This window comes from Pseudomonas sp. LjRoot71, assembly GCF_964253255.1.
Taxonomy (GTDB): domain Bacteria; phylum Pseudomonadota; class Gammaproteobacteria; order Pseudomonadales; family Pseudomonadaceae; genus Aquipseudomonas.
The window spans coordinates 557,568-582,179 of the sequence record NZ_CAXURA020000001.1; the positions used below are offsets into that span (position 1 = coordinate 557,568).

Sequence of the window (24,612 nt, forward strand, 5' to 3'; positions counted from 1 at the left end):
TAGGGTGCGCCGCGCGCACCAGCAGTTCTGCTGGCTCTACGCCTGGGCGCGCACGGCACACCCTACCAGCTAAACGCTCGCGTACTCAGCCCCGACAAACTCGATACCGAGCAGAGCATCAATACGCAGACAGTCGCTTTCACGGCGCAGGAGATTGAACAGCTCGGTCGCTTCCGGGTAGCTGCGCGTCAGCATGGCCAGCCATTGTTTGAGCCGCCCCGGCGCATAACGCGGCGACATCTTGCGCCGCGCCTGCAGCCAGAAATCCGCCAGCAGCGGCTGTAGGTCAGCCCAATTCATGGCCACCACCTCCTGTCCGGCCCTGGCCGCCGCGATCTGCCGGGCCAAGTCCGGGCGCGCCACCAGGCCACGGCCGAGCATGATGTCCTCAACCCCGCTCACCTCGCGACAGCGCCGCCAGTCATCCAGGGTCCAGATTTCGCCATTGGCAAATACCGGGACCTTGACCGCGTCCCGCACCCGCGCCACCCACTCCCAATGCGCCGGCGGCTTGTAGCCTTCGACCTTGGTTCGTGCGTGCACCACGATCTGCGCTGCGCCGCCCTCGGCCAGGGCCGAGGCGCACTCCAGGGCATAGTCTTTGTGATCAAAACCCAGGCGCATTTTCGCCGTGACCGGAATGCTTGCCGGCACCGTACCGCGCACTTCACGGACGATGGCGTGCAACAGTTCGGGCTCCTTGAGCAAAACCGCACCGCCACGGGACTTGTTAACCGTTTTGGCCGGGCAGCCGAAATTGAGGTCGATCACCGGTGCACCGAGGGTGCAGGCAAACGCGGCGTTATCCGCCAGGCAGGCCGGATCGGAGCCAAGAAACTGCACACGCAGCGGTGTACCGGCGGCCGTCTGCGCGTCGCTGAACAGCTCCGGGGCGAGCTTCTGGTAAGTGCTGACGGGCAGCACCCGCTCGGTGACCCGGATAAATTCCGTCACGCACCAATCAATGCCGCCCACCTGAGTGAGCACATCGCGAAGGATTTCGTCGACCAACCCCTCCATCGGGGCCAGGGCGATTTGCATAGGCAGTCTCTTGAAAATGCACTGCTGCGCCTCGGCTAAAAGTCGCAGGTAGAAAAACGCCGCGTAGTGTACGCGGCGTGCGGGTGAAACGCTCAGGCATTAGCCCAACGGCGCGTCACAGTTCCATGGGAAAAGGGGGCTGCAAGGCCGCGCCATACCCCTCAACAAACTCCGTCGGCATACGCTTGGGTTTGCCACTGGACAGCTCGATACAGACAAAGGTGGTTTTCGCCCGCAACAGGGTCATGCCATCTTCCGGGCGAATCAGCTGGAAGCGCCGGTCCATCTTCAAGCGCTGATCGGACTCGACGATCCAGGTGGCCATCTGCAGCTGCTGGTCTTCGTAGGCGCTGGCCAGGTAGTCGATCTCATGGCGCAGCACTGCCATGGCGCGGTCGAGGCGGCGGTACTCGGCCAGGTCCAACCCGAGAAACTGCGAGTGGCGCCAGGCGCAACGCTCCAACCAACTGACGTAGACCGCGTTGTTGGCATGGCCAAGACCGTCGATGTCCTCTGCCGTGACCTGGATGTCGATGACAAACGGATTGCTCAGCTCCCAGCTCATGCCGGCTGCTCCAGGCTACCGGCCAGGGCGCGGGCTTCGGCCGCCAGTTGGGTGATCTGATCCCAGGCGCGGGCGCGCACCAGGTTACTCGGGGCAATCCAGGTGCCGCCGACACAGGCCACGTTAGGCAGGCGCAGAAAGCTCAGCAGGTTATCCGGGGTTACCCCACCGGTCGGGCAGAAACGAATACCGGTGAATGGCCCTTTGAAGCTCTTGAGCATTTTGATGCTGGTCGCGCCGTTAGCGGGAAACAGTTTCAGCGAGCGATAGCCATACTCCAGCGCCAGCAGCACTTCCGAGGGCGTCATCACCCCTGGCAAGTACGGCAGGCCGGAATCCTCCGCCGCTGCTGCCAGACGCTCGGTACAGCCAGGGCTGACAGCGAACTGCGCACCAGCATCGCGGGCCTCCTGAAACTGCTCGGCATGGATCAGCGTACCGGCGCCAATCAGCAGGTCCGGTAACTCCTTGCGCATCGCGGCCAGCGCATCCAGCGCGCGTGGCGTGCGCAGGGTGACTTCCAGCACACTGATGCCACCGGCGTGCAGGGCACGGGCCAGGTCCAGCGCCAGGCTGATGTCTTCGATCACCAGCACCGGCAACACCGGGCGGGCCTGTTGCAGCACCATATCCATCGTCAGGCTCATGCCTTGCTCCCCGCTTTCAAGATTCAATCTTCTGCTTCAGTCTTCAAACAGGCTGCTGGCCCCCTGCTCGGCCGAGCCCACCAGGCGACGCTGGGCGGCGAACAGTTCCAGACCATAACCCAACTCCAGTTCGGTGCTGGCACTGGCCAATGGCCGAGCGGCCAATTGTTGCGCGCTTAGCTCAACCTGCAGCAGGCCCTGTTGCGCATCCAGCACGAGCCAGTCGCCGTCCTGCAAACGTGCCAGCGGGCCACTCGCGGCAGCCTCCGGGGTCACATGCAGGGCACTGAGTACCTGCCCGGAAGCGCCAGACATACGCCCATCCGTGATCAACGCCACTCGTTGGCCGGCTTGTTGCAAATTGGCCAGCAAGGGCATCAGTTTATGCAGCTCGGGCATGCCATTGGCTTGTGGGCCTTGGAAGCGCACCACCAGCACCAGGTCACCTTGCAACTCACCGGAGCTGTAGGCGGCCTGCACGGCCGCTTCCGAATCGAAGATGCGCGCCTGGGCGCGGATGTGCCAGAACGCCGGATCGACCGCCGAGGTTTTCACAATTGCGCGGCCCAGATTACCGCTCAGCAACACCAGCCCGCCTTCTGCGGCAAACGGCTCGCTGGCAGGCCTGACAATATCCGGTGCCGGGCTCTGCGCCGGCAGGTCGCGCCAGGCCAGGCGCTCGCCCTCCAGCCAGGGTTCGCGGGTATAGGCACGCAAACCATGTCCGGCAGCGGTGGCAACATCGTCATGCAGCAGGCCGGCGTCGAGCAGTTCACGCAGCAACCAGGCCGGCCCACCGGCGGCCTGAAACTGGTTAACGTCTGCGGCCCCATTCGGGTAAACCCGCGCCAGCAAGGGCACCACCTTGGACAACGCGGCGAAATCATCCCAGCTCAGTTCATAGCCCGCCGCACGAGCGATAGCCGGCAGGTGCAAGGTGTGATTGGTCGAACCGCCGCTGGCAAGCAAGGCCACTACCGCGTTGATCAGCGCCCGCGCATCAACCTGCTGACCGACCGGCAGATAACGCTCGCCCTGGCGACTGTTGTGCGCCACCAGGCGCGCCGCCTCATCAGTCATGGCATCGCGCAGCGGCGTATAGGGATGGATAAAGGCACTGCCCGGCACATGCAGGCCCATGGCTTCCATCAGCAACTGATTGGTATTGGCCGTGCCATAGAAGGTGCAGGTGCCAGCCTGGTGATAGGCAGCCAGCTCGGCAGCCAGCAGCTCCTCACGACTGGCCTCGCCGCGTGCATAACGCTGACGCACAGCAGCCTTCTCCTTGTTCGGCAGCCCCGACTGCATCGGCCCGGCCGGCACGAATACCGCCGGCAGATGACCAAAATGCAGCGCGCCGATCAGCAGGCCGGGGACGATCTTGTCGCACACGCCCAGGTACAGCGCGCCATCAAAAATACCGTGGGTCAGCCCGATGGCGGCGGCTTGGGCAATCAGATCACGGGAGAACAGCGACAGCTGCATACCCGCCTCGCCCTGGGTGATGCCATCGCACATGGCCGGTACCCCGGCGGCAAACTGCGAGGTCGCGCCGGCCTTGGCCAACGCCACTTTCAGGCGTTCGGGGTAATCCCTGAGCGGCGCGTGGGCCGAGAGCAGATCGTTATAGCTGGAAATGATCGCCACATGTGGCGAGCCGCCCTGCTTCATGATCAGCCGCGCCTCCTCAGGCTGCGCCGCCAGGGCATGGGCCAGGTTGGAGCAGCCCAGCGCCTGATGCGCAGTACGCCCGGCGGCCTGTGCCAGGCGTTGCAGATAGCGTTCGCGGCGTTTGGCCGAGCGCTGTTCCAGCGCAGCGGTCACCTGCTCAACAACCGGGTGCAACATGACGGGGTCCTTTCTCAGCGAGGTACTGGCTTGCAGTGTAACGGCTTAAGGCCCGCTTTAACCCATGCACGTAACAACCCAGGCGCTCACGGCGCCCAGTAGATATTCACCGGTAATGGGCTGTGCTGCAGCCAGGCATACAACGGCAACTCACGCGCGGCTGGATGGTCGCTCAGTACCGACTCAATCAATTCACGCTTGCGCCCCCCAAAAGCCAACAGCCCCAGCCATTGGCCACGCTGCAACATGGCCAGATTCAGTGACAGTCGCTGCCGGGGTTCCTGTGGTGCCAGGGCTGGCAAAGCGGCTGGCAGCGCCTGCGGATCGAGCGCCGTGGCCAAGCCCGGCATGCCGGGAAACAGCGAAGCGATATGACCGTCCTCCCCCATACCCAGCAACACTGCGCTAAACGACGGCCACTGCGTCAAGTGCTCGCCCCAGCTCAATGCCGATTGCTCCGGGGTCACGCCCTGACGCGGATCCAGGCAGTTGGCCTGCGGTAAACCCTGATGCAGCAACTGCCAGTTGCTCTCAGCAGCCTGCGCGGCCACCCAGCGCTCATCACTGGGGCTAAGGTCAAGGCGCGCACTCTCCAACTGGTGCGCCAGTAACGGCAACAAGGCTTGCGGGCTGCTACCGCCCGGCAAAATCAAGGCGGCACGCGACTGCTGCGCCAACGTGGCCTGGACCTGCATCACGAGATCAGCAGCCAGCGCCCTCAGACAGTCGTCACGCAGGGTATGGAAATGCAGCAAGTTCTGACTCATGGGCAACCCCGGCTACGCTATCGGTATGTCATCAGGCCGCGCAATAATGCACCTTTGTCGCGACTGCCAACATACTTGCCATGGAATGCCTGTTTTGACTGCGATACTGCGCCTCTTTCTTCTGCTGTTGCTGCCGGCACTCGGACAAGCCGCCAGCCTGCCCCTACAGGCCAGCGCTGCGCCGCTTCTGCCAGGGCCGGTCATGTATGTCTGGGCTGACCCTGAAGGACAGGCCGACATCCACCACGTGCGCCAGTTGCCTGAGTCCGCCTGGCAACCCGTGGCCCGCCGCGACGCCAGCTTCGGCTACAGCAAGCAGGCGTACTGGCTGCGTTTTAGCCTGCACAACCCGGCCGACGCGCCCATCAACTGGATTCTGCTGATCGGCAACCCACTGCTCGACAGCCTGGAAGCCTATGGCCTGGATAACGAGCGGGTCTATCAGGCCGGCGATCAACATCCCTTCGACCAGCGCTGGGTCGAACACCGACAATTGGTACTGCCTGTGAACCTGGCGGCCGGCGAAGCGCGGGAACTGATCCTGCGCATGCAGACCGATGGCTCGGCCAACCTCAGCGCCAGCCTGATGAGCGCCGAGGCCTTCAACCATCACGAACAGCGTATGTTGCTGCTGCAAGGACTGTTCTTTGGCGCGCTGCTGGTGATGATGATCTACAACTTGTCGATCTTCATCATCACCCGCGACCGCAACTACCTGTGGTACAGCCTGTTTGTCGCCAGTTTCAGCCTGTATCAGTTCATTCAGCTGGGGTTTGCCCTGCAGTGGCTGTGGCCGAACTCATTGACCTGGCACCAGTTGAGTTTCCCGTTCAGCTCGGCGCTGGCAACCCTGTTCGGCATTCTGTTCACCTATGGCGTACTTGACCTCAAGGCCAAGCACCCCGCCTACACTTGGATCAGCCGCCTGCTGATCGGTTGCAGCCTGCTGGTGATGCTGCTGGCCCTGGTCGCGCCTTACCTCGTAGCACTGCTCGGCAGCTTTATCCTGCTGCTGGCCTGTGCAATCTTCGGCTGCATCTTTACCGTTGTGCGTTGGCGTGATGGTTACCCACCGGCCAAGCTGTTCGCTCTCGGCTGGTCGACCCTGATCATCGCCAGCCTGTTCAGCGTGCTCAGCGGCACCGGCCTGATTGCCAACTCCCTGCTCACCCTGCACGCCCAGCAGATCGGCAGTCTGCTGGAACTGGTGATTTTCTCGATAGCCCTCGGCACGCGCATTCGCCTGGCGCAGAGCGAACAGCAGATCGCGCAGGCCCGCCTGTTTGCCAACGAGCACCAACTGCGCATGGAACAAGCCAAGAGCCTTGAGCTGCAACGGCAGATCAATGAGGGGCTGGAAACCCGTGTGCAGGAACGCACCGCCTCCCTGCAACAAGCCCTGGAGGAGCTGTCCAGCGCCAACCAGCGCCTGGCCGAACTGAGCCGGCACGACAACCTGACCGGCCTGTTCAACCGCCAGGTACTCAACGAGGAACTGGAGCGCATGCTCGCGCAAGCACGCCGCAGCCAGCAGCCGATTGCCATGCTGATGATGGATCTGGACCACTTCAAGAAGGTCAACGACGCCTACGGTCACCTGGTCGGCGATGCCTGCCTGCAGCACGCGGCCCAGCGCATGCAGCAGCGCATGCGCAACAACGACCTGCTGGTACGCTTCGGCGGTGAGGAGTTTGCCGCCGTACTCTGCGACACCGATCAGGCAGGCGCCATGAACCTCGCCGAGCAGCTGCGCACAGACCTGGCAGAACACCCCTGCCTGCACCAGGACTTGCGCATCGATCTAAGCCTGAGCATTGGCGTCTATGCGCTGATCCCGGATGCCAGCAGCAACCGCGAGCAATTGCTGCGGCATGCCGATCAGGCACTGTATCGAGCCAAGGCCGCTGGCCGTAACCGGGTAGAGGCTTACGACGCCAGTGCCTTGGATGGCCGCTGAGCCAAAGGCTCCAGCAATTCCAGCACGGCCTGCAACAGGCGGGGATCAGCCAACAAACGCTGATGCCCACCGTTTTCCAGGCGCAGTAAACGGCTGTCGAACCAGTTCTGATGAATCGCCTCGGCCTCACTGAACGGCACCATCGGGTCGTCCGCGGCATGCACCACCAGCCCGGGAATGTCCAACTGGTAGCAGGCGCTATCCAGCTGCCCAGCGGGGATACCGGCATTCTCTTCGACCAGCTTCACGAAATGTTCGCGCGCCTGACGCGGCAAGCCCATATAGCGTGAGAACCGCCCCAGCATGCTGAGAATCCGACTCGGCGCGGAAATGCTGATCAACGCCTCAGTTCGCAGGCCCAACTGCGTGGCCAGCAAGGCACTCGCGCCGCCCATCGAGTGGCCAATCACCGCCTTCAGCGGTGGCAACTCACTGGCCGCCTCAAGCAAAGCCCTGGCGAACATCACCACATTGGCTTCACGCCCCGGTGAGCGGCCATGGGCCGGCGCATCCAGCGCCACCACGCCATAACCGGCCTTGACCAGCACTTTGATCAACTCGGCAAATTGCGTCGGCCGGCCTTCCCAGCCATGCATCAGCAACACCGCCGGGCCACTGCCCCAACGCAGCGCCGACAAGCCGAAGCGCAGGGTAATGCGCTCGGCCTGCTCCAGCAGCGGCAGCTCCCAGTCCCGCGGCGGCAGGCGACGCGGCGTCATGAAGGCTCGACGCCAGGTGCTCGCCAACGCATGCGGTGCCAGCAAACCAACAGACGCATTGAAACCACGCACCCAACTCATGTTGTTCATTGCCTTGCTCCTCAGACGATGGCCGATTTGGCAGCACGTAGAACGCGATCAGACAACTCACCCGGCCCCAGCGCCCGTGCCAGCGCCAGCCCTCCTACCATCAAAGCAATATCGGCCAGCACCTTGTTGGCATCCTCAGGGCCGCCTGCCAGCTGTGCACTCATCAACTCCAGGTGCTCGGCCAGCGCCGTGCGGAAACTCTCCGGCAGGCGCGTCAACTCACCAAGCGAACTGGGCAATGGGCAGCCTTGGTCGCTGGCATCGCGATGCTTGCGCGACAGGTAGAAGGCCGCCAGCAACGCACGGCGCTCCTCGGCCGGCAACTGGCTGTCCATCTGCTCAATCAACTCGCGACGCTGGCAGAGCATCTGCTGGAACACCTCCAGCATCAGCGCGTCCTTGCTGTCGAAATGCGCGTAGAAACCACCTACCGTCAGCCCGGCTGCGCCCATAACCTCACCGACACTGGGTTCCGCCGGACCGCGCTGCAACAAGGCAGCACCGGCCGCAGCAAGAATCCGTTCACGGGTCTGAGCTTTCTTGTCGTTCATCTTCGCCTCCTAATATTACGATTGAAATATTATGCTTATAATAAATCTACGCAAGCGCCAATCACGACCATCGGTCGGCTGCATTCGGAGCAGGAAGAAATTTTCGTGCTGAAAAACAAAAGGGCCATTCCATAGGAATGACCCTTCAAAATCCCGCATTGCGGGTAAAAATGGCGTCCCCTAGGGGACTCGAACCCCTGTTACCGCCGTGAAAGGGCGGTGTCCTAGGCCACTAGACGAAGGGGACGAAACCTTCGAAGAACAAGGCCAGCGCTAGGCTGGCCTGTCGTGGAATTGGTGGAGCTAGACGGGATCGAACCGTCGACCTCTTGCATGCCATGCAAGCGCTCTCCCAGCTGAGCTATAGCCCCGGATTTAACGTCTCTCGACACACAATGCCGAAGCACTGTGGCTGGAAATAGTGGCGTCCCCTAGGGGACTCGAACCCCTGTTACCGCCGTGAAAGGGCGGTGTCCTAGGCCACTAGACGAAGGGGACGCAGATACCCTTCAAAACTCAGCCAGCTCAGTGAGCCAACTGTGGCAAGCCTTTCGGCTTTGAGATTGGTGGAGCTAGACGGGATCGAACCGTCGACCTCTTGCATGCCATGCAAGCGCTCTCCCAGCTGAGCTATAGCCCCATCTCAAGGACGGGGCGCATGTTAAGAGCGCGCCCCCTACCTGTCAACAAGATTTTTCCGTATTTCTGCATTCTTTATGCTGACAGAACAACCACTTACCCAACTCCGACCAGGCGCATCAGTGCCTGGTCGGGCGCGTGAAGCGCTTAGGCGATGCTCGCCAGCAGCTTTTCCCACTCTTTGTTTTCTTTCTTCGACACGCCACCGAGCAGCTCAATGGCCTGGCGCAAACGGAAACGGGTCAGGTCCGGGCCGAGAATTTCCATGGCATCGAGCACCGACACCGAGCTGGCCTGGCCGGTTACCGCGGCAAACATCAACGGCATGGCATCGCGTAGTTTCAGTTCAAGGTGCTCGACCACGACCTGGATGCAGGCGGTGATCTTGTCCTTCTCCCACTGACGCAGCGCTTCGAGCTTCCACAGGATCAACTGCATCACCTGACGCACCTGATCGGCAGAGAGCTTCTTGTGCTCAAACAGCTTGGCATCCAGCGCCAGGCCGCCTGCAAAGAAAAAGCTGGCCAACGGCGCGATCTGACTGAAGGTTTCCACCCGCCCTTGTACATGCGGGGCAATCTGCATCAGGTAGTTGCTGTTGAAGGCCCACTTCTGCGCACCAGCAGCAAACTCTTCAACACTCAACTCACGCATCCATTGGCCGTTGAGCCAGGACAGCTTCTCCAAGTCAAAGATAGGCCCGCCAAGGGAAACGCGATTGATGTCGAAGTGTTCGACCATCTCATCGAGGCTGAACTTCTCGCGCTCATCCGGCATCGACCAACCCATACGACCGAGGTAGTTGAGCATCGCCTGGGGCAGAAAACCCATGCGCTCGTAGAAGGTGATCGAGGTCGGGTTCTTGCGCTTGGACAGCTTGCTCTTGTCCGGGTTACGCAGCAGCGGCATGTAGCAAAGCTGCGGTTTTTCCCAGCCGAAATACTCGTACAGCAGGATCAATTTGGGCGCCGACGGCAGCCACTCTTCACCACGCAGCACGTGGGTGATACCCATCAGGTGATCGTCAACCACGTTGGCCAGGAAGTAGGTTGGCAGGCCATCGGTCTTCATCAGCACCTGCATGTCCATGCGATCCCAGGGGATTTCCACTTCACCACGCAGCATATCCGGCACCACGCAGACGCCTTCGCTCGGCACCTTCATACGCACGACATTCGGCTCGCCAGCGGCCAGACGCTGTTGCACCTCGTCAGCGGTCAGGTGCATGCAATGGCCGTCGTAACGTGGCGTCTGCTTGGCTTCCATTTGCTCGGCACGCACCTTGTCCAGGCGCTCGGCGCTGCAGAAACAGTGGAAGGCATGGCCGTTCTCCACCAGCTCGGCGCTGTACTTCTGATAGATGTGGCCGCGCTCGCTCTGCCGGTACGGGCCGTGCGGGCCGCCGACATCCGGCCCTTCGCTCCACTCGATGCCGAGCCAGTGCAGGGCGTCATAGATCTGCTGTTCCGACTCACGGGTGGAGCGCAGCTGATCCGTGTCTTCGATACGCAGGATGAACTCGCCACCGTGCTGACGGGCAAAACACAGGTTGAACAGGGCTATATAGGCGGTGCCTACGTGCGGATCACCAGTGGGCGACGGCGCAATACGGGTGCGGACGGTGGTCATGGAAAGTCTCGAAGAGTTGCAGTGAACGCGGATTAAGGCGGCGATGTTAACAGGCCAGCCAGGGGCGGCTCCAGCAGCCGACCTGCGGATAGCGGCAGACTGCGAATCAGAAAATCGAGAAAGGTTTTCACCTTCATGGCCTGAAAGCGCCGAGATGGGTAGACCGCATACAGCTCGCCAGCCGGCAGCCGGGCCTCGGGGAGCAGCGCCACCAACTGCCCGGCCTGCACCGCCGCTTCGCAAATCATGATTGGCAGGCCGGCAATCCCGGCACCTGCCATGGCCACTTCACGGGCAAAAGTGATGTTGTTGCACGACAGTACGCCCTGACAAGCAATGTGCTCGCCCTCCAGCGGCCAGTAACGCGTCGAATCATTCGGCAGCACCACCGCGCGGTGCCCGGCCAGCTCGGCAACCGTCTGCGGCGTGCCGTGCCGGGCCAGATAGTCCGGACTGGCATACAAACGCCGACTGGTTTCATAGACCTTGCGCGCAATCAGTGTGGAGTCCTGCGGCTGCCCCACCAGAATGGCGATGTCCACGCCCTCCTCGACCGGATCGACGCGCCGCGAGGTCAGCTCCACTTCGGCGGTAATCTGCGGGTACTGGCGCATGAAATCGCCCAGCACCCGACCGAGAAACAGCTGGCCAAATTCGATTGGCGCCGTGATGCGTAACAGGCCCGCAGGCGCCAACTGCAATTGCATCACTGCCTGCTCGGCCTCGGCGAAGTCGAGCATGATCTGCCGGCAACGCTCGTAATAAGCCTGCCCCACTTCGGTCAAGCGCAACTTGCGCGTGGTGCGATTGATCAGGCGCACACCCAGGCGTTCTTCAAGCAGGGCAATACGTCGACTGACTGTCGACTTCTGCATGCCCAGGCCCTCAGCCGCCTGGGTAAAGCTGTGGCACTCGACCACGCGAGTGAAGATCAGCGCATCATCCAGCCCCATGATTGTTCCCTATAAGCAACAAAGTTTATGAAGTCTAGCGACTACAGGCGAGAAAGGAACATTGTTAAATTCACTTACAATTTTTGCCCGACCTTCGAGCACCTGCCATGCCTGCCCAACTGCAACGCCGCCTGTTTATCTTTCTGGCCCTCCTCGCCCTGATCGTCGCCAGCCTGTTCGGCCACTGGTGGCTGGTTAGTCGCCACCTCGAAAGCACCGACAATGCCTACGTGCAGGGGGAAATCACCCGCGTTTCGAGCCAGCTCGGCGCACGCATCGAGCAGGTTTTGGTGCAGGACAACCAGCACGTCGAACAGGGTGAACTGCTATTGGTGCTCGAAAGCGCCGACTTCCAACTGGCCAAGCAGCGTGCCGAAGCGACCCTGGCCACCCGTGAAGCCGAACTCAGCCAAGCACGCAGCACCCTGGATCAGCAGGCCAGCCTGATTGCCGCCAGCCAGGCCGACGTTTCAGCCAGCCAGGCTACCCTGGGGCGCACGCAGATCGACCTGTCGCGCGCACAGACCCTGCGCAAACCCGGCTTCGTCTCCGAAGAACGCGTCACCACACTGGCCGCCGACAGCCGCATCGCCCGCTCGCAAGTGAGCAAAGCGCAAGCCGACCTGCAGGCACAACGCCAGCAGGTCAATACCCTGCACGCCGAGATTAAGCGCCTGGAAGCGCAAATCAGTAGTGCCCGCACCGACCTCGCTCAGGCTGAGCTGAACATCGCCCGTACCGAAATCCGTGCGCCGATCAGCGGCTTTGTCGGCCAGCGCGCCGCGCGCCACGGCCAGTATGTGCAGACCGGTGCCTACCTGCTGTCGCTGGTGCCGGACCAGGACATCTGGATCCAGGCCAACTTCAAGGAAACCCAGATCGGCCACATGCGCCCTGGGCAGACAGCAGAGCTGACTTTCGACAGCTTCCCCGACACGCCGGTCGAAGGCCGGGTCGACAGCCTGTTTGCCGCCTCAGGCGCGCAGTTCAGCCTGCTGCCGCCGGACAACGCCACCGGCAACTTCACCAAAGTGGTGCAGCGCATCCCGGTGAAACTCACCTTTGCCGCCGATAATCCACTCAAAGGCCTGATTCGTCCGGGCATGTCGGTCGAGGTCAAGGTCGACCTGCAGTCCGAGCCGCACCATGGCAGCTGATGCGCTGATCCGCCCCACAGGCGAGCCGAGCCGGCGCGACTGGATCGCGGTGATGAGCGTAATGCTCGGTGCCTTTATGGCGGTACTGGATATCCAGATCACCAACTCATCGCTGAAGGACATCCAGGGCGCGCTGTCGGCCACCCTGGAGGAAGGCTCGTGGATTTCCACCTCCTACCTGGTGGCGGAAATCATCATGATCCCGCTCACCGCCTGGCTGGTGCAGCTGCTCTCGGCACGTCGCCTGGCGGTTTGGGTATCGCTGGGTTTCCTCGCCTCATCCTTGCTCTGCTCGATGGCCTGGAGCCTGGAGAGCATGATCGTGTTTCGCGCCATACAGGGCTTTACCGGCGGCGCGCTGATCCCCCTGGCGTTCACCCTAACCCTAATCAAGCTGCCGGAACACCACCGCGCCAAGGGCATGGCGTTGTTCGCCCTGACCGCCACCTTCGCCCCGTCGATCGGCCCGACCCTGGGCGGTTGGCTGACGGAAAACTTCGGCTGGGAATACATCTTCTATATCAACGTACCGCCGGGCTTGCTGATGATCGCCGGGCTGATGTACGGCCTGGAGAAAAAGCCCTCTGACTGGCAGCTGCTGAAAAGCACCGACTACGCCGGCATCGTCACCCTCGGCATGGGCCTGGGCTGCCTGCAAGTATTTCTCGAAGAAGGCCACCGCAAGGACTGGCTGGAATCCAGTCTGATCAGCGGGCTGGGCAGCATCGCCGCGATCAGCCTGGTGCTGTTCGTCATCCTGCAAATCTCGCGGCCCAACCCGCTGATCAACCTCGGCGTGCTGCGCGAGCGCAACTTCGGCCTGTCGAGTATTTCCAGCATCGGTTTGGGTATGGGGCTTTATGGCTCGATCTATGTGCTGCCGCTGTACCTGGCGCAGATCCAGGGCTACAACGCCCTGCAGATCGGCGAGGTGATCATGTGGATGGGCGTGCCACAGCTGTTTCTGATTCCGCTGGTGCCGCTGCTGATGAAAAAGATCTCGCCGAAATGGCTGTGCGCCCTGGGGTTTGGCCTGTTCGGCGGTGCCAGTTTTCTCTCAGGAGTACTCAATCCAGATTTCGCCGGCGAGCAGTTCAACCACATCCAGCTGTTACGCGCGCTAGGCCAGCCGCTGGTGATGGTCACCATTTCACTGATCGCCACTGCTTATACGCTACCGCAGGATGCCGGCTCGGCGTCGAGCCTGTTCAACATTCTGCGTAACCTCGGCGGCGCCATTGGCATCGCCCTGCTCGCGACCCTGCTGGACAGCCGTGCCAAGGTGTATTTCGACTACCTGCGCGAGTCGCTGGTGCCGAGCAACCCGCAGGTTGCCGAGCGCCTGGCATTGCTGACCGAAAAGCTTGGCAGTGAGCAGGCGGCCCTGGCCAAGCTCAGCGAAATCACCCATCAGCAGGCGGCGATCATGGCCTACAATGACGCCTTCCACTGCATCGGCATCGCCCTTGGCATCAGCATGCTGGCGGTGCTTCTGACGCGCAAACTGCCAGCCGGTGCCACCGGCGGCGCGGCCCACTAAAGCCTGCGACCGCGACCCAATCCTAATTATTGCGCGCCGCCTGGCGGCGCATCCTGTATTCAGGTTGTTCATGCCCACGAGTTCTTCCCCTGCCCGCAGCCTGCTGCTGGTCATTGCCTTTGCCACTATCTATATCGGCTGGGGCACCACCTACCTGGCCAACCACTTCCTTCTGCTGGAAGTACCGCCGTTCGTGATCGGCAGCCTGCGCTTCTCGATTGCCGGAACGCTGGCATTGGCCTGGGTGCTGCTCAGCGGGCAGCTACGCATACAGCGCAGCGACTGGGGCGGCGTACTGATCGGCAGCCTGGCGCTGATTGCAGTCGGCCAGGGCGCATTGATTTACGCCAATCAGTACCTGCCCACCGGCATGCTGGCGATGCTCTACACCACCCTGCCGCTGTGGAGCGTGGCGCTGGAATGGCTGCTCGGTGAGCGCCCGCCACTGTGGGTGATGTGCGGTCTGGCCCTGGCCTGCGGCGGCATCGTGCTGCTGATGAACAACGGCCTGGACCACAGCGCCTCCATCGAACAGTGGTTCGCCGGTTTGCTGGTGGTATTCGCCACCCTGCTCTGGGCAGGCGGTGCCTGGCTGATGCGTCAGCGTCCAGCCTTTCGCTCCAGCTGGCTGGGGCTGAGCCTGCAAATGCTGATCGGTGCGCTGCTGTTGGCGCTGTTTGGCCTGTGGCATGGCGACTGGCAGGCACTGGACCTGCACGCCATCAGCGGCAATGCCTGGCTGTGGCTGGCCTATCTGGTGCTGCCGGTCAGCCTCGGCGTATACCCGGCGTATTTCTGGTTGCTGCGCGAGGTCAGGCCGAGCCTGGTATCAACCTTCGCCTTCGTCAATCCGGTGGTGGCGCTGCTGCTGGGCTACCTGCTGCTGGATGAACGCCTCAGCCTGCTGGCGATGCTGGCCTGCGGTATTACGCTAAGCGGCGTGGTGCTGATTATCTTCGGCCGGCGCTAAGAAGTTGCTTACGATCTGCTGCGCGTCGGCTAAACGGCGTTGAAAATGACCTCGGAATGCTCATTTACAGCCAGTAAACTCCGCTTCCTCGGCCTTTTTCGCCACCGTTTATCTCTAGCTCGCGAGATCGTAAACAACTTCTCAAGGGCATAGTGGGAGGGGCTTTAGCCGCGACAGAGCGGCACTGCTTTCGCGGCTAAAGCCCCTCCCACATAAATCCCCCACACCCAGCCAATCAGACCTGTAGCAAGCGATCACGCAGTTTCTGGATCTCATCACGCAGCTGCGCCGCCGCCTCGAACTCCAGGTCGCGGGCCAGGGCGTACATTTTCTCTTCCAGCTGACGAATGCGTTTGGTGATTTCGCTCGGCGAGCGCAGTTCGTTCTCGTAGCGCGCGCTTTCTTCGGCGGCCTGGGCCATGCCTTTGCGCTTCTTGCTGCGTGCGCCAGGCACGACTGCGCCTTCGAGGATGTCCTGAACATCCTTGAATACGCCCTTGGGCACGATGCCATTGGCTTCGTTAAAGGCAATCTGTTTGTTGCGGCGCCGTTCGGTTTCACCGATGGCGCGCTCCATCGAGCCGGTCATGCGGTCGGCATAGAGGATGGCGCGACCGTTGAGGTTACGCGCGGCGCGGCCGATGGTCTGGATCAGCGAGCGCTCGCTGCGCAGGAAGCCCTCCTTGTCGGCATCGAGGATCGCCACCAGCGACACTTCCGGCATGTCCAAACCTTCGCGCAGCAGGTTGATCCCCACCAGCACGTCGAACGCGCCGATACGCAGGTCACGAATGATCTCGACCCGTTCCACTGTGTCGATATCCGAGTGCAGGTAGCGCACCTTGACGCCATGATCACCCAGGTAATCGGTGAGGTCCTCAGCCATGCGCTTGGTCAGCGTGGTGACCAGTACACGCTCTTCAATGGCCACGCGCTTGTGGATTTCCGAGAGCAGGTCATCGACTTGGGTCAGCGCCGGACGCACCTCAATCTGCGGGTCAACCAGACCCGTCGGCCGCACCACCTGCTCGATCACCCGCCCAGCATGCTCGGCCTCGTAAGGTCCGGGTGTGGCAGACACGAAGATGGTTTGCGGACTGGCCGCCTCCCACTCCTCAAACCGCATCGGCCGGTTGTCCAGCGCCGACGGCAGGCGGAAGCCGTATTCCACCAGCGTCTCCTTGCGCGAACGGTCGCCTTTGTACATCGCGCCAACCTGCGGCACCGAGACGTGGGACTCGTCGATCACCAGCAGCGCCTCATCCGGCAGATAGTCGTACAGGGTGGGTGGCGGCGCACCGGCCGGACGGCCAGACAGATAGCGCGAGTAGTTCTCAATGCCGTTGCAATAACCCAGCTCAAGGATCATCTCCAGGTCGAAGCGCGTGCGCTGCTCCAGGCGCTGCGCTTCCACCAGCTTGTTCGCCCCGCGCAGATAGTCCAGACGCTGCTGCAGCTCGACCTTGATGTGTTCCACTGCCTCCAGCAGGGTTTCACGCGGGGTGACGTAGTGGCTCTTGGGGTAGAAGGTGAAACGCGGCAGCTTCTGGATCACCTCACCGGTCAACGGATCAAAGGCGCTGATGCTCTCCACTTCGTCGTCGAACAGCTCGATGCGAATGGCTTCCAGATCCGATTCCGCCGGAAAAACGTCAATCACATCACCACGCACACGGAAGGTGGCACGGGCAAAGTCCATGTCGTTGCGCGTGTACTGCAACTCGGCCAGCCGGCGCAGCAATGCGCGCTGGTCCATTTTGTCGCCCCGGTCGAGGTGCAGGACCATTTTCAGGTACTCCTCAGGGCTGCCCAAGCCATAGATCGACGACACGGTGCAGACCACGATCACGTCCTTGCGCTCGATCAGCGCCTTCGTCGCCGACAGGCGCATCTGCTCGATGTGGTCGTTGATCGAGGCATCCTTCTCGATAAAGGTGTCCGACGACGGTACGTAGGCTTCCGGCTGGTAGTAGTCGTAGTAGGAGACGAAATACTCCACCGCGTTGTTCGGGAAGAAGCTCTTGAATTCGCCATACAGTTGCGCGGCGAGGGTCTTGTTTGGCGCCAGCACCAGCGTCGGGCGCTGCACCTTGGCAATCACATTGGCGATGGAAAACGTCTTGCCCGAGCCAGTCACGCCCAGCAGGGTCTGGTGCGAGAGACCGGCTTCCAGCCCCTCGACCATCTGCCGAATCGCCTCGGGTTGATCGCCGGCCGGCTGGAAACGGGTGACCAATTGAAACTCGGACATGACGAACCTCGACAAGCGGGTGTGACGCGGGCTGAAAGCCTACGTCAAAAGCGGTGAAAAGCGTGTGCCTGCTGTCGCGGCACAGGTTATGCGTCGGTATACTACCGGCCCACTGATGCAACCCCTAGCGGGTGTTGCCTGATACTCAACTTCTCCTCTGCGAGCTGCCGCATCCATGAGTCTGTTCTCCGCCGTCGAAATGGCTCCGCGCGACCCCATCCTGGGCCTCAATGAAGCTTTCAACGCCGATACCCGCGCGACCAAGGTCAACCTGGGCGTAGGCGTTTACTACAATGAGGAAGGCCGCATTCCCCTGCTGCGCGCCGTAGCCGAAGCCGAGAAAGCCCGGATTGAAGCCCACGCCCCGCGTGGCTACCTGCCGATTGAAGGCATCGCTGCCTATGACAGCGCCGTGCAGAAACTGTTGCTGGGTGCCGACTCCGAGCTGGTTGCGGCTGGCCGGGTGATCACCACCCAGGCCGTGGGCGGTACCGGCGCACTGAAAACCGGTGCTGACTTCCTCAAGCGTTTGCTGCCCGATAGCGTGGTGGCGATCAGCGACCCAAGCTGGGAAAACCACCGCGCACTGTTCGAGTCCGCCGGTTTCCCGGTGCACAACTACCGCTATTACGACGCCGCCAGCCACGGGGTTAACCGTGCCGGCATGCTCGAAGACCTGAAAAACCTGCCCGCACGCTCGATTGTCGTGCTGCACGCCTGCTGCCATAACCCGACCGGCGTCGACCTGTCGCTGGACGACTGGAAAGCGGTGCTTGAGGTATTGCGCGAGCGCGAGCACGTGCCATTCCTCGACATCGCCTATCAGGGCTTTGGCGATGGCATCGAGCAAGACGCCTTTGCCGTGCGCCTGTTCGCTCAAGCGGGCATCCCGTTCTTCGTCTCCAGCTCGTTCTCGAAATCCTTCTCGCTGTACGGCGAGCGCGTCGGCGCGCTGTCCATCGTCACCGGCAGCCAGGAAGAAGCCGGCCGCGTGCTGTCGCAAGCCAAGCGCGTGATCCGCACCAACTACTCCAACCCACCGACCCACGGCGCCACCGTGGTCGCCAGCGTGCTTAACAGCCCTGAGCTGCGCGCCCTGTGGGAAGAAGAGCTGGCCGGCATGCGCGAGCGTATTCGCAGCATGCGCCTGGCCATGGTTGAGCAGCTGGCGGCACTGAACTGCAAGCGCGATTTCGGCTTCGTTGCCCAGCAGCGTGGCATGTTCTCCTACTCGGGCCTCACCGCCGAGCAGGTTGAGCGACTGAAAACCGAGTTCGGCATCTACGCCGTCAGCACGGGTCGCATCTGCGTGGCCGCGCTGAACCAACGCAACCTGCCCGCTGTTACCCAGGCCATCGCTGCGGTTCTCTGACTCACTGGGGAAGTCGATCAGGTGTTGACTTCCCCTTTCTAATCAGTAGGATACGCGCCGTTGTTCCGCGATAGCTCAGTCGGTAGAGCAAATGACTGTTAATCATTGGGTCCCTGGTTCGAGTCCAGGTCGCGGAGCCAAATTCAAAAACCCAGCCTAACCGCTGGGTTTTTTATTGCCTGTGGACTCTCACCAGGGACTACGTCCCAGGTTATTCGCTTCGCTCACCCCTTCGGGGCCGCGCTAAAGCGCGTTCAGCTGCGCTGTCGAGTCCAGGTCGCGGAGCCAAATTCAAAAACCCAGCCTAACCGCTGGGTTTTTTATTGCCTGTGGACTCTCACCAGGGACTGCGTCCCAGGTTATTCGCTTCGCTCACCCCTGCGGGGCCGCGCTAAAGCGCGTTCAGCTGCGCTGTCGAGTCCAGGTCGCGGAGCCAAATTCGAAAGCCTCGGTTAATACCGGGGCTTTTTTGTATCCGCCGGACGCTCACCCCTGCGAGGCAGCGCTGAAACACACTCAGCGGAGTCCACTTTAAAAACCAGCCACGCACTGGTTTTTTATTACCTACGCCAAATAAATCAACAAAAACTATTAAAGCAATTCAAATGCAACATTTTCCCAATTGATCATGAGCCACTACGCTGCACCTCAATAAAGAATAATTCTCACTCGAGGTGGGCCATGCTCAAGACTCTGACGTTTACTCTGATGCACTTCTGCATTGCCTTCGGTGTTACCTACGCACTGACCGGCAGCGTTGCCGCCAGCGGGCTGGTAGCCGCCATTGAGCCGCTGTGCAATTCGGTGGGATTCTACTTCCATGAGAAGGTCTGGCAGCGTTTCGAAGGGCGCACCGCACAAGCCTCAACGCAGCCCAAACATGCCTGGTTGCATCACCAGGCATAAGCGGCAAACAACACGGTCTGAGCGATAAAAAACAGCCCGCCGAGAAGTCGAGCAATCCGCTACTATGCGCGCCTCAACCACCATACGCGCACGTATCATGCCCGCCACTTCCCGCTTCCCCGCTGCTCCCTATGCACTGGCCTTGCTACTCGGTCTGCTGGCCCTTTGTGGTCTCTGGTTCGGCATTGGCCAACCGGTTGAACTGGCGGACGCCGCCACGCCAACGCACAAGCTGCAATGCGCCTCTTACACACCGTTCGACAAAGACCAGTCGCCCTTCGATCAACCGATGCAGTTGCGCCCCGAGCGCATGGAAGCGGATCTAGCTCTGCTGGCCGAGCGCTTCGAATGCCTGCGCACCTACTCGGTGACGGGGCTGGAAGAACTGCCGAATATCGCCCGCAAACACGGCCTGAAGTTGATTGCCGGCGCGTGGGTCAGCCGCAGCCCAAGCGATACAGCTGTTGAGATTGCCGGACTGGTGAAGCTGGCCAACGCCCATCCTGATGTCATCCAGTCGGTCATCGTCGGCAACGAGGCCCTGCTGCGCAAGGAGGTCACGGCCGAGCAACTGGTGACGCTGATCGAGCAGGTCAAGGCGCAGATCCAGCAGCCGGTGACCTATGCCGATGTCTGGGAGTTCTGGCTCAAGCACCCCGAGGTTGCCCCGGCAGTGGACTTCATCACCATCCACCTGCTGCCTTATTGGGAAGACAACCCGGCCGGCATCGAAACAGCCCTGCATGAAGTCGCCGAGGTACGCCAGACCTTCGGCAATGCCTATGCCCCCAAGGACATCCTGATCGGTGAAACCGGCTGGCCCAGCGAAGGCCGCCAGCGTGAAACAGCCGTGCCCAGCCTGGTCAACCAGGCCAAATTCATTCGCGGTTTCGTCGCCATGGCCGAGCAGAATGGCTGGCACTACAACCTGATCGAGGCCTTCGATCAACCCTGGAAACGCGTCAGCGAAGGCGCCGTAGGCGGTTACTGGGGGCTGTATGACGCCGACCGCCAGGACAAGTCGATCCTCGCCGGGCCAGTTTCCAACCTACCGCATTGGCCGGTCTGGCTGGCCGCCAGCCTGATCCTGTTTACGGCCACGCTGCTGTTTGCCGGCCGCCCGCAGTCGACCCGCGCTGCCCTGCTGCTGCCCCTGCTGGCCGCCCTGGGGGCTGGCTGCATCGGCCTGTTCGCAGAGCTGACGCTGGTGACCAGTCGCTACCTCGGTGAATGGCTGTGGGGCGCGGCGCTGATCACGCTCAACCTGCTGGTACTGGCCCATGCGGCCTTGCAGCTCAGCCAGGCAAGTGGCTGGCGCTTGCAGCTGCGCCAGTGGTTAAGCAGCAAGGCAGCACTTTGGCTGGTGCTGAGTGGCTTTGCCGGCGCGGTGATGATGCTGGCACTGGTGATGGACGCGCGCTACCGCAGCTTCCCCAGCGCCGCGCTGCTGCTGCCGGCAGTGGTTTACCTGTGCCGGCCGGTCAGTGGCTACCGCCGCGAAGTGGCGCTATTGGCCCTGCTGATCGGTGCCGGTATCGCCCCGCAGCTGTATCAGGAAACCCTCAGCAACCTGCAAGCCCTAGGCTGGGCCTTGACCAGCACCCTGCTGGTCGCTGCGCTGTGGCGCAGCCTGCGGGCCAAGGCGCAAACCGCCTGATCAGGCGGTTTTAGGCCCACGCACCAGACGCAACAACGCCAGGACCACGGCAAAAACCGCGAGGCTGGCGCTGTACAGCACCAATGCCGGCAGGCCCAGCAGCAAGGCTGGCACCGCCAGACGCTGCCCCCACACCCCCGGCAGGACAAAGGCCAACAGCGCGCAGCCCAATGCACCCAGCGACAGCACCCGGAAGTGGATCAGCCAGCCGAACAGGGCCCGTACCTCACAGCTCAAGCGCTGCGGCTCAGCCACACACACGCCTACCCACAGCTCGTTCTCCATCAACTGGTAACGCAGCAGCAGACTGGCGGCCAGACTCAGGGCAGCAGCGATCAACACGAGGGCCAGGGGCAAGTAACGCGGCATATAAAAGCTCGGGACAAGAAAATGGCTGCGTAGGATAAGCCGCCGCGCCGCGGATAACATCCCCCGCGCTTCAGCCGGGGTGATGCAGCCACCTTGCGGCAAGGTCATCCACGCGCGCAGGGCTGTGAATGCAATGCCAACAGGCCCTAGACTCTCCCCATGCCTATTCGTCGTCTGATTCTGATCACTGCCGGCCTGCTTGCCCTGTGGATGCTCTGGGTGATCCTACTCCCCAACCCCGGCAACCTGCCGCCCCAGACTGCGCAGCAGAGCGGCAGCTGGCGCGTGGCCGAGCATACCCTCAGCCACCTGCAAGACTTCCAGCTGGAAGCGCGGATTCTCGGCCGTGAAGACTATTACTTCGACCGCGGTGCCAAGCTCTCGCCCACCGACCTGGCACTCGGCTGGGGGCCGATGGCCAACCCAGAGGTGCTGCGCCATATCAGCATCAGCCAGCGCAACCGCTGGTACTTCTGGCGCGCCGAACAGCTGCCGATCGAGCGCCGGCAGATCGAGATCAACAGCGCCAATATGCACATGATCCCAGCCACAGCCGAGGTGGCGAAAACCCTGAGCAAACTCAAACCGGGCCAACAGATTCGGTTGGTCGGGCAACTGGTGCGGGTCGACGGCGATGATGGCTACCGCTGGGTCAGTTCGCTCAGCCGCGAAGACACCGGAGATGGTGCCTGTGAACTGATCTGGGTCGAGCAACTGCAATTACTGCCTTGAACCGGCGTGGCCGCGAAGTGGCGTTTCTGCCTGAAAACCTGTGCTTCTATAACTAAACGGCACTTAGCAAGACTTATGTGGTCAAATCGATCCGCGTCGACCGCCATCCCGAACCAGCCCTAGCGCTCAAGAGATTTAGCCATGTTGCCTGTCCCTCGTTTGCTTGTCCTGCTCAGTTGCCTGGCCCTGACTGCCCCAGTCAGCGCGGCCGATATCGACGCCAGTAGCTATGGCTACCCGCTGAGCAATCCGTTCGAAGCCACCCTGGCCACCACCCCGCCCGAACTGCGTCCGGTACTGCCAGCCGATGCCGACATCAATCAGGCGGACTATCAGGCCAAACTGCGCCCGGAGCGCGAATTCGAGGTACCAGAGAATTTCTGGCCGGTCACCAAGATGCGCTATCGCCTGGCCAAGCAGTCAGGCGAGGCGCCGCTGATATTCATCATTGCCGGCACCGGCGCGCATTACGCCAGCGGCACCCCGGAATACCTGAAAAAGCTGTTTTACGGCGCCGGCTACCATGTGGTGCAACTGTCATCACCCACCAGTTATGACTTCATGACGTCCGCCTCGCGCTTTGCCACCCCCGGCATTAGCCGCGATGACGCTGACGATCTGTACCGTGCCATGCAAGCCGTGCGGGCACAGCATCCACGCCTGAAAGTCAGTGAATTCCACCTCACCGGCTATAGCCTAGGCGCACTGCAAGCAGCCTTTGTCAGCGAGCTGGACGAAACCCGGCGCAGCTTCAACTTCAAGCGCGTGCTGCTGCTCAACCCGCCGGTCAACCTCTATACCTCGGTCAGCAACCTCGACCGCATGGTACAAACCAAGGTAAAGGGCATCGATAACAGCACCACCTTCTATGAGCTGGTGTTGAGCAAACTGACCCGCTACTTCCAGAACAAGGGCTATGTCGATATCAACGACGCCCTGCTGTATGACTTCCAGAATTCCAAGGAAAAGCTCAGCGACGAGCAAATGGCCATGCTGATCGGCGCAGCGTTCCGCTTCTCTTCCGCCGATATCGCCTTTACCTCGGACCTGATCAACCGTCGTGGGCTGATCACCCCGGTCAGCTACCCGATCAAGGAAGGCACCAGCCTGACACCCTTCTTCAAACGCGCGCTGCAATGCGACTTCGACTGCTACCTGACCGAGCAGGTTATCCCTATGTGGCGCGCGCGCTATGACGGCGGCAGCCTGGCGCAGCTGATTGATCAGGTCAGCCTGTATGCCCTGACCGACTACCTGAAAAACAGCAACAAGATTGCCGTCATGCACAACGCCGATGACGTGATTCTCGGCCCGGGTGACCTGGGCTACCTGCGCAGCACCTTTGGTGAACGGCTGACGGTCTACCCACTGGGTGGCCATTGCGGCAACCTCAACTACCGCGTCAACAGCGACGCCATGCTGGAGTTCTTCCGTGGCTAAGCCTCTTTCCCTTGCCCTGTTCGTGGGCCTGCTGCTGGGCAGCAACCTGGCCAGCGCCGAACACAGCGCCGATGCCGATGGCTTCAAACGGCCGCTGCAACACCTGCAATTCAACCCGGGGCTGGATCAACGCGAATTCGAGCGTTCCACCCTCTCCGCGCTGAACGTCTATGACCCGCTGGAGTCATGGAACCGCCGCGTGTACCACTTCAACTACCGCTTCGATGAGTGGGTGTTCCTGCCGATTGTCGATGGCTACCGCTATGTCACCCCCACGCTGGTGCAAAGCGGCATCAGCAATTTTTTCAGCAACCTGGGGGATGTGCCCAACCTGCTCAACAGCGCTTTGCAGCTCAAGGGCCAGCGCACCATGCAGACCACCGCACGCCTGCTGCTCAACACCACAATTGGCGTAGCCGGCCTGTGGGATCCGGCCACACGCATGGGCTTGCCCAAGCAGAAGGAAGACTTCGGCCAGACCCTCGGCTACTACGGCACACCGGCTGGGCCGTACCTAATCCTGCCATTGCTGGGGCCTTCGAACCTGCGCGACACCGGCGGCCTGGTGGCGGACTTTGCCGCGAAAAGCCAGATCAACTGGCTGAACGTGGCCGAGGCCAGCACCAGCCACCCGGAAATCACTCTGTTGGAAGTGGTCGATCAACGCTCTACGGTGAACTTCCGCTACGGCCAGCTCAACTCGCCCTTCGAGTACGAGAAAATCCGCTTCTTCTACCACGAGTCACGCAAGCTGCAGATCGCCGAGTAAGGCAAACGTAAAAAGGCCGCCGACAGTGCGAACTGCGGCGGCC

21 protein-coding genes and 5 tRNA genes are annotated in these 24,612 nt (G+C 61.7%); 11 read left to right on the forward strand and 15 right to left on the reverse strand.

All coding sequences use genetic code 11. The features are described 5' to 3' along the window. Positions 1–69 precede the first annotated feature (69 nt). The 5 genes from ACSQ17_RS02675 to ACSQ17_RS02695 all read right to left on the reverse strand — a co-directional run bounded on the left by ACSQ17_RS02675 (position 70) and on the right by ACSQ17_RS02695 (position 4,868). Positions 70–1,041 carry a tRNA dihydrouridine synthase gene (locus tag ACSQ17_RS02675; RefSeq protein ID WP_436067480.1) on the reverse strand — a complete coding sequence of 324 codons (972 nt, stop codon included), beginning with the start codon at positions 1,039–1,041 and terminating at the stop codon, positions 70–72. A 115-nt stretch (positions 1,042–1,156) separates the two neighbouring features. Next, complete coding sequence (locus ACSQ17_RS02680) at positions 1,157–1,606, reverse strand: acyl-CoA thioesterase (RefSeq protein WP_436067481.1); 450 nt, start codon at positions 1,604–1,606, stop codon at positions 1,157–1,159. Then, a complete protein-coding gene (locus tag ACSQ17_RS02685; protein WP_436067482.1) occupies positions 1,603–2,253 on the reverse strand; it encodes a bifunctional 4-hydroxy-2-oxoglutarate aldolase/2-dehydro-3-deoxy-phosphogluconate aldolase in 651 nt (216 codons plus the stop codon). Before ACSQ17_RS02685 ends, ACSQ17_RS02680 begins: the two co-directional genes overlap by 4 nt. Before the next feature lie 36 nt (positions 2,254–2,289). Then, positions 2,290–4,098, reverse strand: coding sequence for a phosphogluconate dehydratase (gene edd / locus ACSQ17_RS02690; protein WP_436070416.1), 1,809 nt, complete (start codon positions 4,096–4,098; stop codon positions 2,290–2,292). Positions 4,099–4,187: 89 nt separating this feature from the next. After that, the gene (locus tag ACSQ17_RS02695; RefSeq protein ID WP_436067483.1) at positions 4,188–4,868 is read right to left on the reverse strand and encodes a 6-phosphogluconolactonase; all 681 of its coding nucleotides are present in this window, start codon (positions 4,866–4,868) and stop codon (positions 4,188–4,190) included. A gap of 94 nt (positions 4,869–4,962) precedes the next feature. Here ACSQ17_RS02695 and ACSQ17_RS02700 point away from each other — a divergent pair, with 94 nt between their 5' ends. After that, the gene (locus tag ACSQ17_RS02700) at positions 4,963–6,825 is read left to right on the forward strand and encodes a sensor domain-containing diguanylate cyclase (protein ID WP_436067484.1); all 1,863 of its coding nucleotides are present in this window, start codon (positions 4,963–4,965) and stop codon (positions 6,823–6,825) included. Here the strand turns inward: ACSQ17_RS02700 and ACSQ17_RS02705 are convergent. The 8 genes from ACSQ17_RS02705 to ACSQ17_RS02740 form a co-directional block, all read right to left on the reverse strand. Further along, complete coding sequence (locus tag ACSQ17_RS02705; protein WP_436067485.1) at positions 6,795–7,634, reverse strand: alpha/beta fold hydrolase; 840 nt, start codon at positions 7,632–7,634, stop codon at positions 6,795–6,797. The genes ACSQ17_RS02700 and ACSQ17_RS02705 overlap by 31 nt on opposite strands. Before the next feature lie 11 nt (positions 7,635–7,645). Beyond that, positions 7,646–8,185 carry a TetR/AcrR family transcriptional regulator gene (locus ACSQ17_RS02710; protein WP_436067486.1) on the reverse strand — a complete coding sequence of 180 codons (540 nt, stop codon included), beginning with the start codon at positions 8,183–8,185 and terminating at the stop codon, positions 7,646–7,648. Between the two features lie 171 nt (positions 8,186–8,356). Beyond that, a tRNA-Glu gene (locus ACSQ17_RS02715) sits at positions 8,357–8,432 on the reverse strand. Between the two features lie 48 nt (positions 8,433–8,480). Further along, positions 8,481–8,556 (reverse strand) — tRNA-Ala (locus tag ACSQ17_RS02720). A gap of 51 nt (positions 8,557–8,607) precedes the next feature. After that, positions 8,608–8,683, reverse strand: a tRNA-Glu gene (locus tag ACSQ17_RS02725). A 66-nt stretch (positions 8,684–8,749) separates the two neighbouring features. Next, positions 8,750–8,825: transfer RNA gene (locus ACSQ17_RS02730), tRNA-Ala, on the reverse strand. A 146-nt stretch (positions 8,826–8,971) separates the two neighbouring features. Next, positions 8,972–10,453 carry a glutamate--tRNA ligase gene (gltX, locus tag ACSQ17_RS02735; protein WP_436067487.1) on the reverse strand — a complete coding sequence of 494 codons (1,482 nt, stop codon included), beginning with the start codon at positions 10,451–10,453 and terminating at the stop codon, positions 8,972–8,974. A 32-nt stretch (positions 10,454–10,485) separates the two neighbouring features. Then, positions 10,486–11,406 (reverse strand): LysR family transcriptional regulator, encoded by a 921-nt coding sequence (locus ACSQ17_RS02740; protein WP_436067488.1) that lies wholly within the window; start codon positions 11,404–11,406, stop codon positions 10,486–10,488. Positions 11,407–11,513: 107 nt separating this feature from the next. On the opposite strand from ACSQ17_RS02740, the gene ACSQ17_RS02745 reads away from it, so the two are divergent. The 3 genes from ACSQ17_RS02745 to ACSQ17_RS02755 all read left to right on the forward strand — a co-directional run bounded on the left by ACSQ17_RS02745 (position 11,514) and on the right by ACSQ17_RS02755 (position 15,073). Further along, positions 11,514–12,563, forward strand: a complete 1,050-nt coding sequence (locus ACSQ17_RS02745; RefSeq protein ID WP_436067489.1) for an HlyD family secretion protein — start codon at positions 11,514–11,516, stop codon at positions 12,561–12,563. A gap of 49 nt (positions 12,564–12,612) precedes the next feature. After that, positions 12,613–14,103: an MDR family MFS transporter gene (locus tag ACSQ17_RS02750; RefSeq protein ID WP_436070417.1), complete on the forward strand. Its 1,491-nt coding sequence runs from the start codon at positions 12,613–12,615 to the stop codon at positions 14,101–14,103. 70 nt (positions 14,104–14,173) lie between these two features. Next, the gene (locus ACSQ17_RS02755; protein ID WP_436067490.1) at positions 14,174–15,073 is read left to right on the forward strand and encodes an EamA family transporter; all 900 of its coding nucleotides are present in this window, start codon (positions 14,174–14,176) and stop codon (positions 15,071–15,073) included. A 235-nt stretch (positions 15,074–15,308) separates the two neighbouring features. On the opposite strand, the gene uvrB is transcribed toward ACSQ17_RS02755, so the two are convergent. Next, positions 15,309–17,324 carry an excinuclease ABC subunit UvrB gene (gene uvrB, locus ACSQ17_RS02760; protein ID WP_436067491.1) on the reverse strand — a complete coding sequence of 672 codons (2,016 nt, stop codon included), beginning with the start codon at positions 17,322–17,324 and terminating at the stop codon, positions 15,309–15,311. A 175-nt stretch (positions 17,325–17,499) separates the two neighbouring features. On the opposite strand from uvrB, the gene ACSQ17_RS02765 reads away from it, so the two are divergent. The 4 genes from ACSQ17_RS02765 to ACSQ17_RS02780 all read left to right on the forward strand — a co-directional run bounded on the left by ACSQ17_RS02765 (position 17,500) and on the right by ACSQ17_RS02780 (position 21,259). Beyond that, positions 17,500–18,696 (forward strand): amino acid aminotransferase, encoded by a 1,197-nt coding sequence (locus ACSQ17_RS02765; protein ID WP_436067492.1) that lies wholly within the window; start codon positions 17,500–17,502, stop codon positions 18,694–18,696. Positions 18,697–18,760: 64 nt separating this feature from the next. Beyond that, positions 18,761–18,836 (forward strand) — tRNA-Asn (locus ACSQ17_RS02770). Between the two features lie 541 nt (positions 18,837–19,377). Further along, complete coding sequence (locus ACSQ17_RS02775) at positions 19,378–19,602, forward strand: DUF2061 domain-containing protein (protein ID WP_436067493.1); 225 nt, start codon at positions 19,378–19,380, stop codon at positions 19,600–19,602. Positions 19,603–19,699: 97 nt separating this feature from the next. After that, positions 19,700–21,259 (forward strand): beta (1-6) glucans synthase, encoded by a 1,560-nt coding sequence (locus ACSQ17_RS02780; RefSeq protein ID WP_436067494.1) that lies wholly within the window; start codon positions 19,700–19,702, stop codon positions 21,257–21,259. On the opposite strand, the gene ACSQ17_RS02785 is transcribed toward ACSQ17_RS02780, so the two are convergent. After that, the gene (locus ACSQ17_RS02785; protein ID WP_436067495.1) at positions 21,260–21,628 is read right to left on the reverse strand and encodes a hypothetical protein; all 369 of its coding nucleotides are present in this window, start codon (positions 21,626–21,628) and stop codon (positions 21,260–21,262) included. A 159-nt stretch (positions 21,629–21,787) separates the two neighbouring features. Here ACSQ17_RS02785 and ACSQ17_RS02790 point away from each other — a divergent pair, with 159 nt between their 5' ends. The 3 genes from ACSQ17_RS02790 to ACSQ17_RS02800 all read left to right on the forward strand — a co-directional run bounded on the left by ACSQ17_RS02790 (position 21,788) and on the right by ACSQ17_RS02800 (position 24,569). Further along, positions 21,788–22,360 carry a hypothetical protein gene (locus ACSQ17_RS02790; RefSeq protein WP_436067496.1) on the forward strand — a complete coding sequence of 191 codons (573 nt, stop codon included), beginning with the start codon at positions 21,788–21,790 and terminating at the stop codon, positions 22,358–22,360. A 141-nt stretch (positions 22,361–22,501) separates the two neighbouring features. Next, complete coding sequence (locus tag ACSQ17_RS02795) at positions 22,502–23,800, forward strand: serine/threonine protein kinase (RefSeq protein ID WP_436067497.1); 1,299 nt, start codon at positions 22,502–22,504, stop codon at positions 23,798–23,800. Beyond that, positions 23,793–24,569, forward strand: a complete 777-nt coding sequence (locus ACSQ17_RS02800) for an MlaA family lipoprotein (RefSeq protein WP_436067498.1) — start codon at positions 23,793–23,795, stop codon at positions 24,567–24,569. The genes ACSQ17_RS02795 and ACSQ17_RS02800 overlap by 8 nt, the downstream gene beginning before the upstream one ends. The last annotated feature ends 43 nt before the right edge of the window (positions 24,570–24,612 follow it).

Excerpts from the sequence above, each read along its gene's own strand:
- ACSQ17_RS02795 (WP_436067497.1), top strand. The coding sequence starts at position 22,502 with ATGTTGCCTGTCCCTCGTTTGCTTGTCCTGCTCAGTTGCCTGGCCCTG.
- ACSQ17_RS02780 (WP_436067494.1), top strand. The coding sequence starts at position 19,700 with ATGCCCGCCACTTCCCGCTTCCCCGCTGCTCCCTATGCACTGGCCTTG.
- ACSQ17_RS02740 (WP_436067488.1), bottom strand. The coding sequence starts at position 11,406 with ATGGGGCTGGATGATGCGCTGATCTTCACTCGCGTGGTCGAGTGCCAC.
- ACSQ17_RS02695 (WP_436067483.1), bottom strand. The coding sequence starts at position 4,868 with ATGAGTCAGAACTTGCTGCATTTCCATACCCTGCGTGACGACTGTCTG.
- gltX (WP_436067487.1), bottom strand. The coding sequence starts at position 10,453 with ATGACCACCGTCCGCACCCGTATTGCGCCGTCGCCCACTGGTGATCCG.
- ACSQ17_RS02785 (WP_436067495.1), bottom strand. The coding sequence starts at position 21,628 with ATGCCGCGTTACTTGCCCCTGGCCCTCGTGTTGATCGCTGCTGCCCTG.
- ACSQ17_RS02680 (WP_436067481.1), bottom strand. The coding sequence starts at position 1,606 with ATGAGCTGGGAGCTGAGCAATCCGTTTGTCATCGACATCCAGGTCACG.
- ACSQ17_RS02790 (WP_436067496.1), top strand. The coding sequence starts at position 21,788 with ATGCCTATTCGTCGTCTGATTCTGATCACTGCCGGCCTGCTTGCCCTG.
- ACSQ17_RS02775 (WP_436067493.1), top strand. The coding sequence starts at position 19,378 with ATGCTCAAGACTCTGACGTTTACTCTGATGCACTTCTGCATTGCCTTC.
- uvrB (WP_436067491.1), bottom strand. The coding sequence starts at position 17,324 with ATGTCCGAGTTTCAATTGGTCACCCGTTTCCAGCCGGCCGGCGATCAA.
- ACSQ17_RS02745 (WP_436067489.1), top strand. The coding sequence starts at position 11,514 with ATGCCTGCCCAACTGCAACGCCGCCTGTTTATCTTTCTGGCCCTCCTC.
- ACSQ17_RS02675 (WP_436067480.1), bottom strand. The coding sequence starts at position 1,041 with ATGCAAATCGCCCTGGCCCCGATGGAGGGGTTGGTCGACGAAATCCTT.
- ACSQ17_RS02705 (WP_436067485.1), bottom strand. The coding sequence starts at position 7,634 with ATGAACAACATGAGTTGGGTGCGTGGTTTCAATGCGTCTGTTGGTTTG.
- ACSQ17_RS02765 (WP_436067492.1), top strand. The coding sequence starts at position 17,500 with ATGAGTCTGTTCTCCGCCGTCGAAATGGCTCCGCGCGACCCCATCCTG.
- ACSQ17_RS02755 (WP_436067490.1), top strand. The coding sequence starts at position 14,174 with ATGCCCACGAGTTCTTCCCCTGCCCGCAGCCTGCTGCTGGTCATTGCC.
- ACSQ17_RS02710 (WP_436067486.1), bottom strand. The coding sequence starts at position 8,185 with ATGAACGACAAGAAAGCTCAGACCCGTGAACGGATTCTTGCTGCGGCC.
- ACSQ17_RS02685 (WP_436067482.1), bottom strand. The coding sequence starts at position 2,253 with ATGAGCCTGACGATGGATATGGTGCTGCAACAGGCCCGCCCGGTGTTG.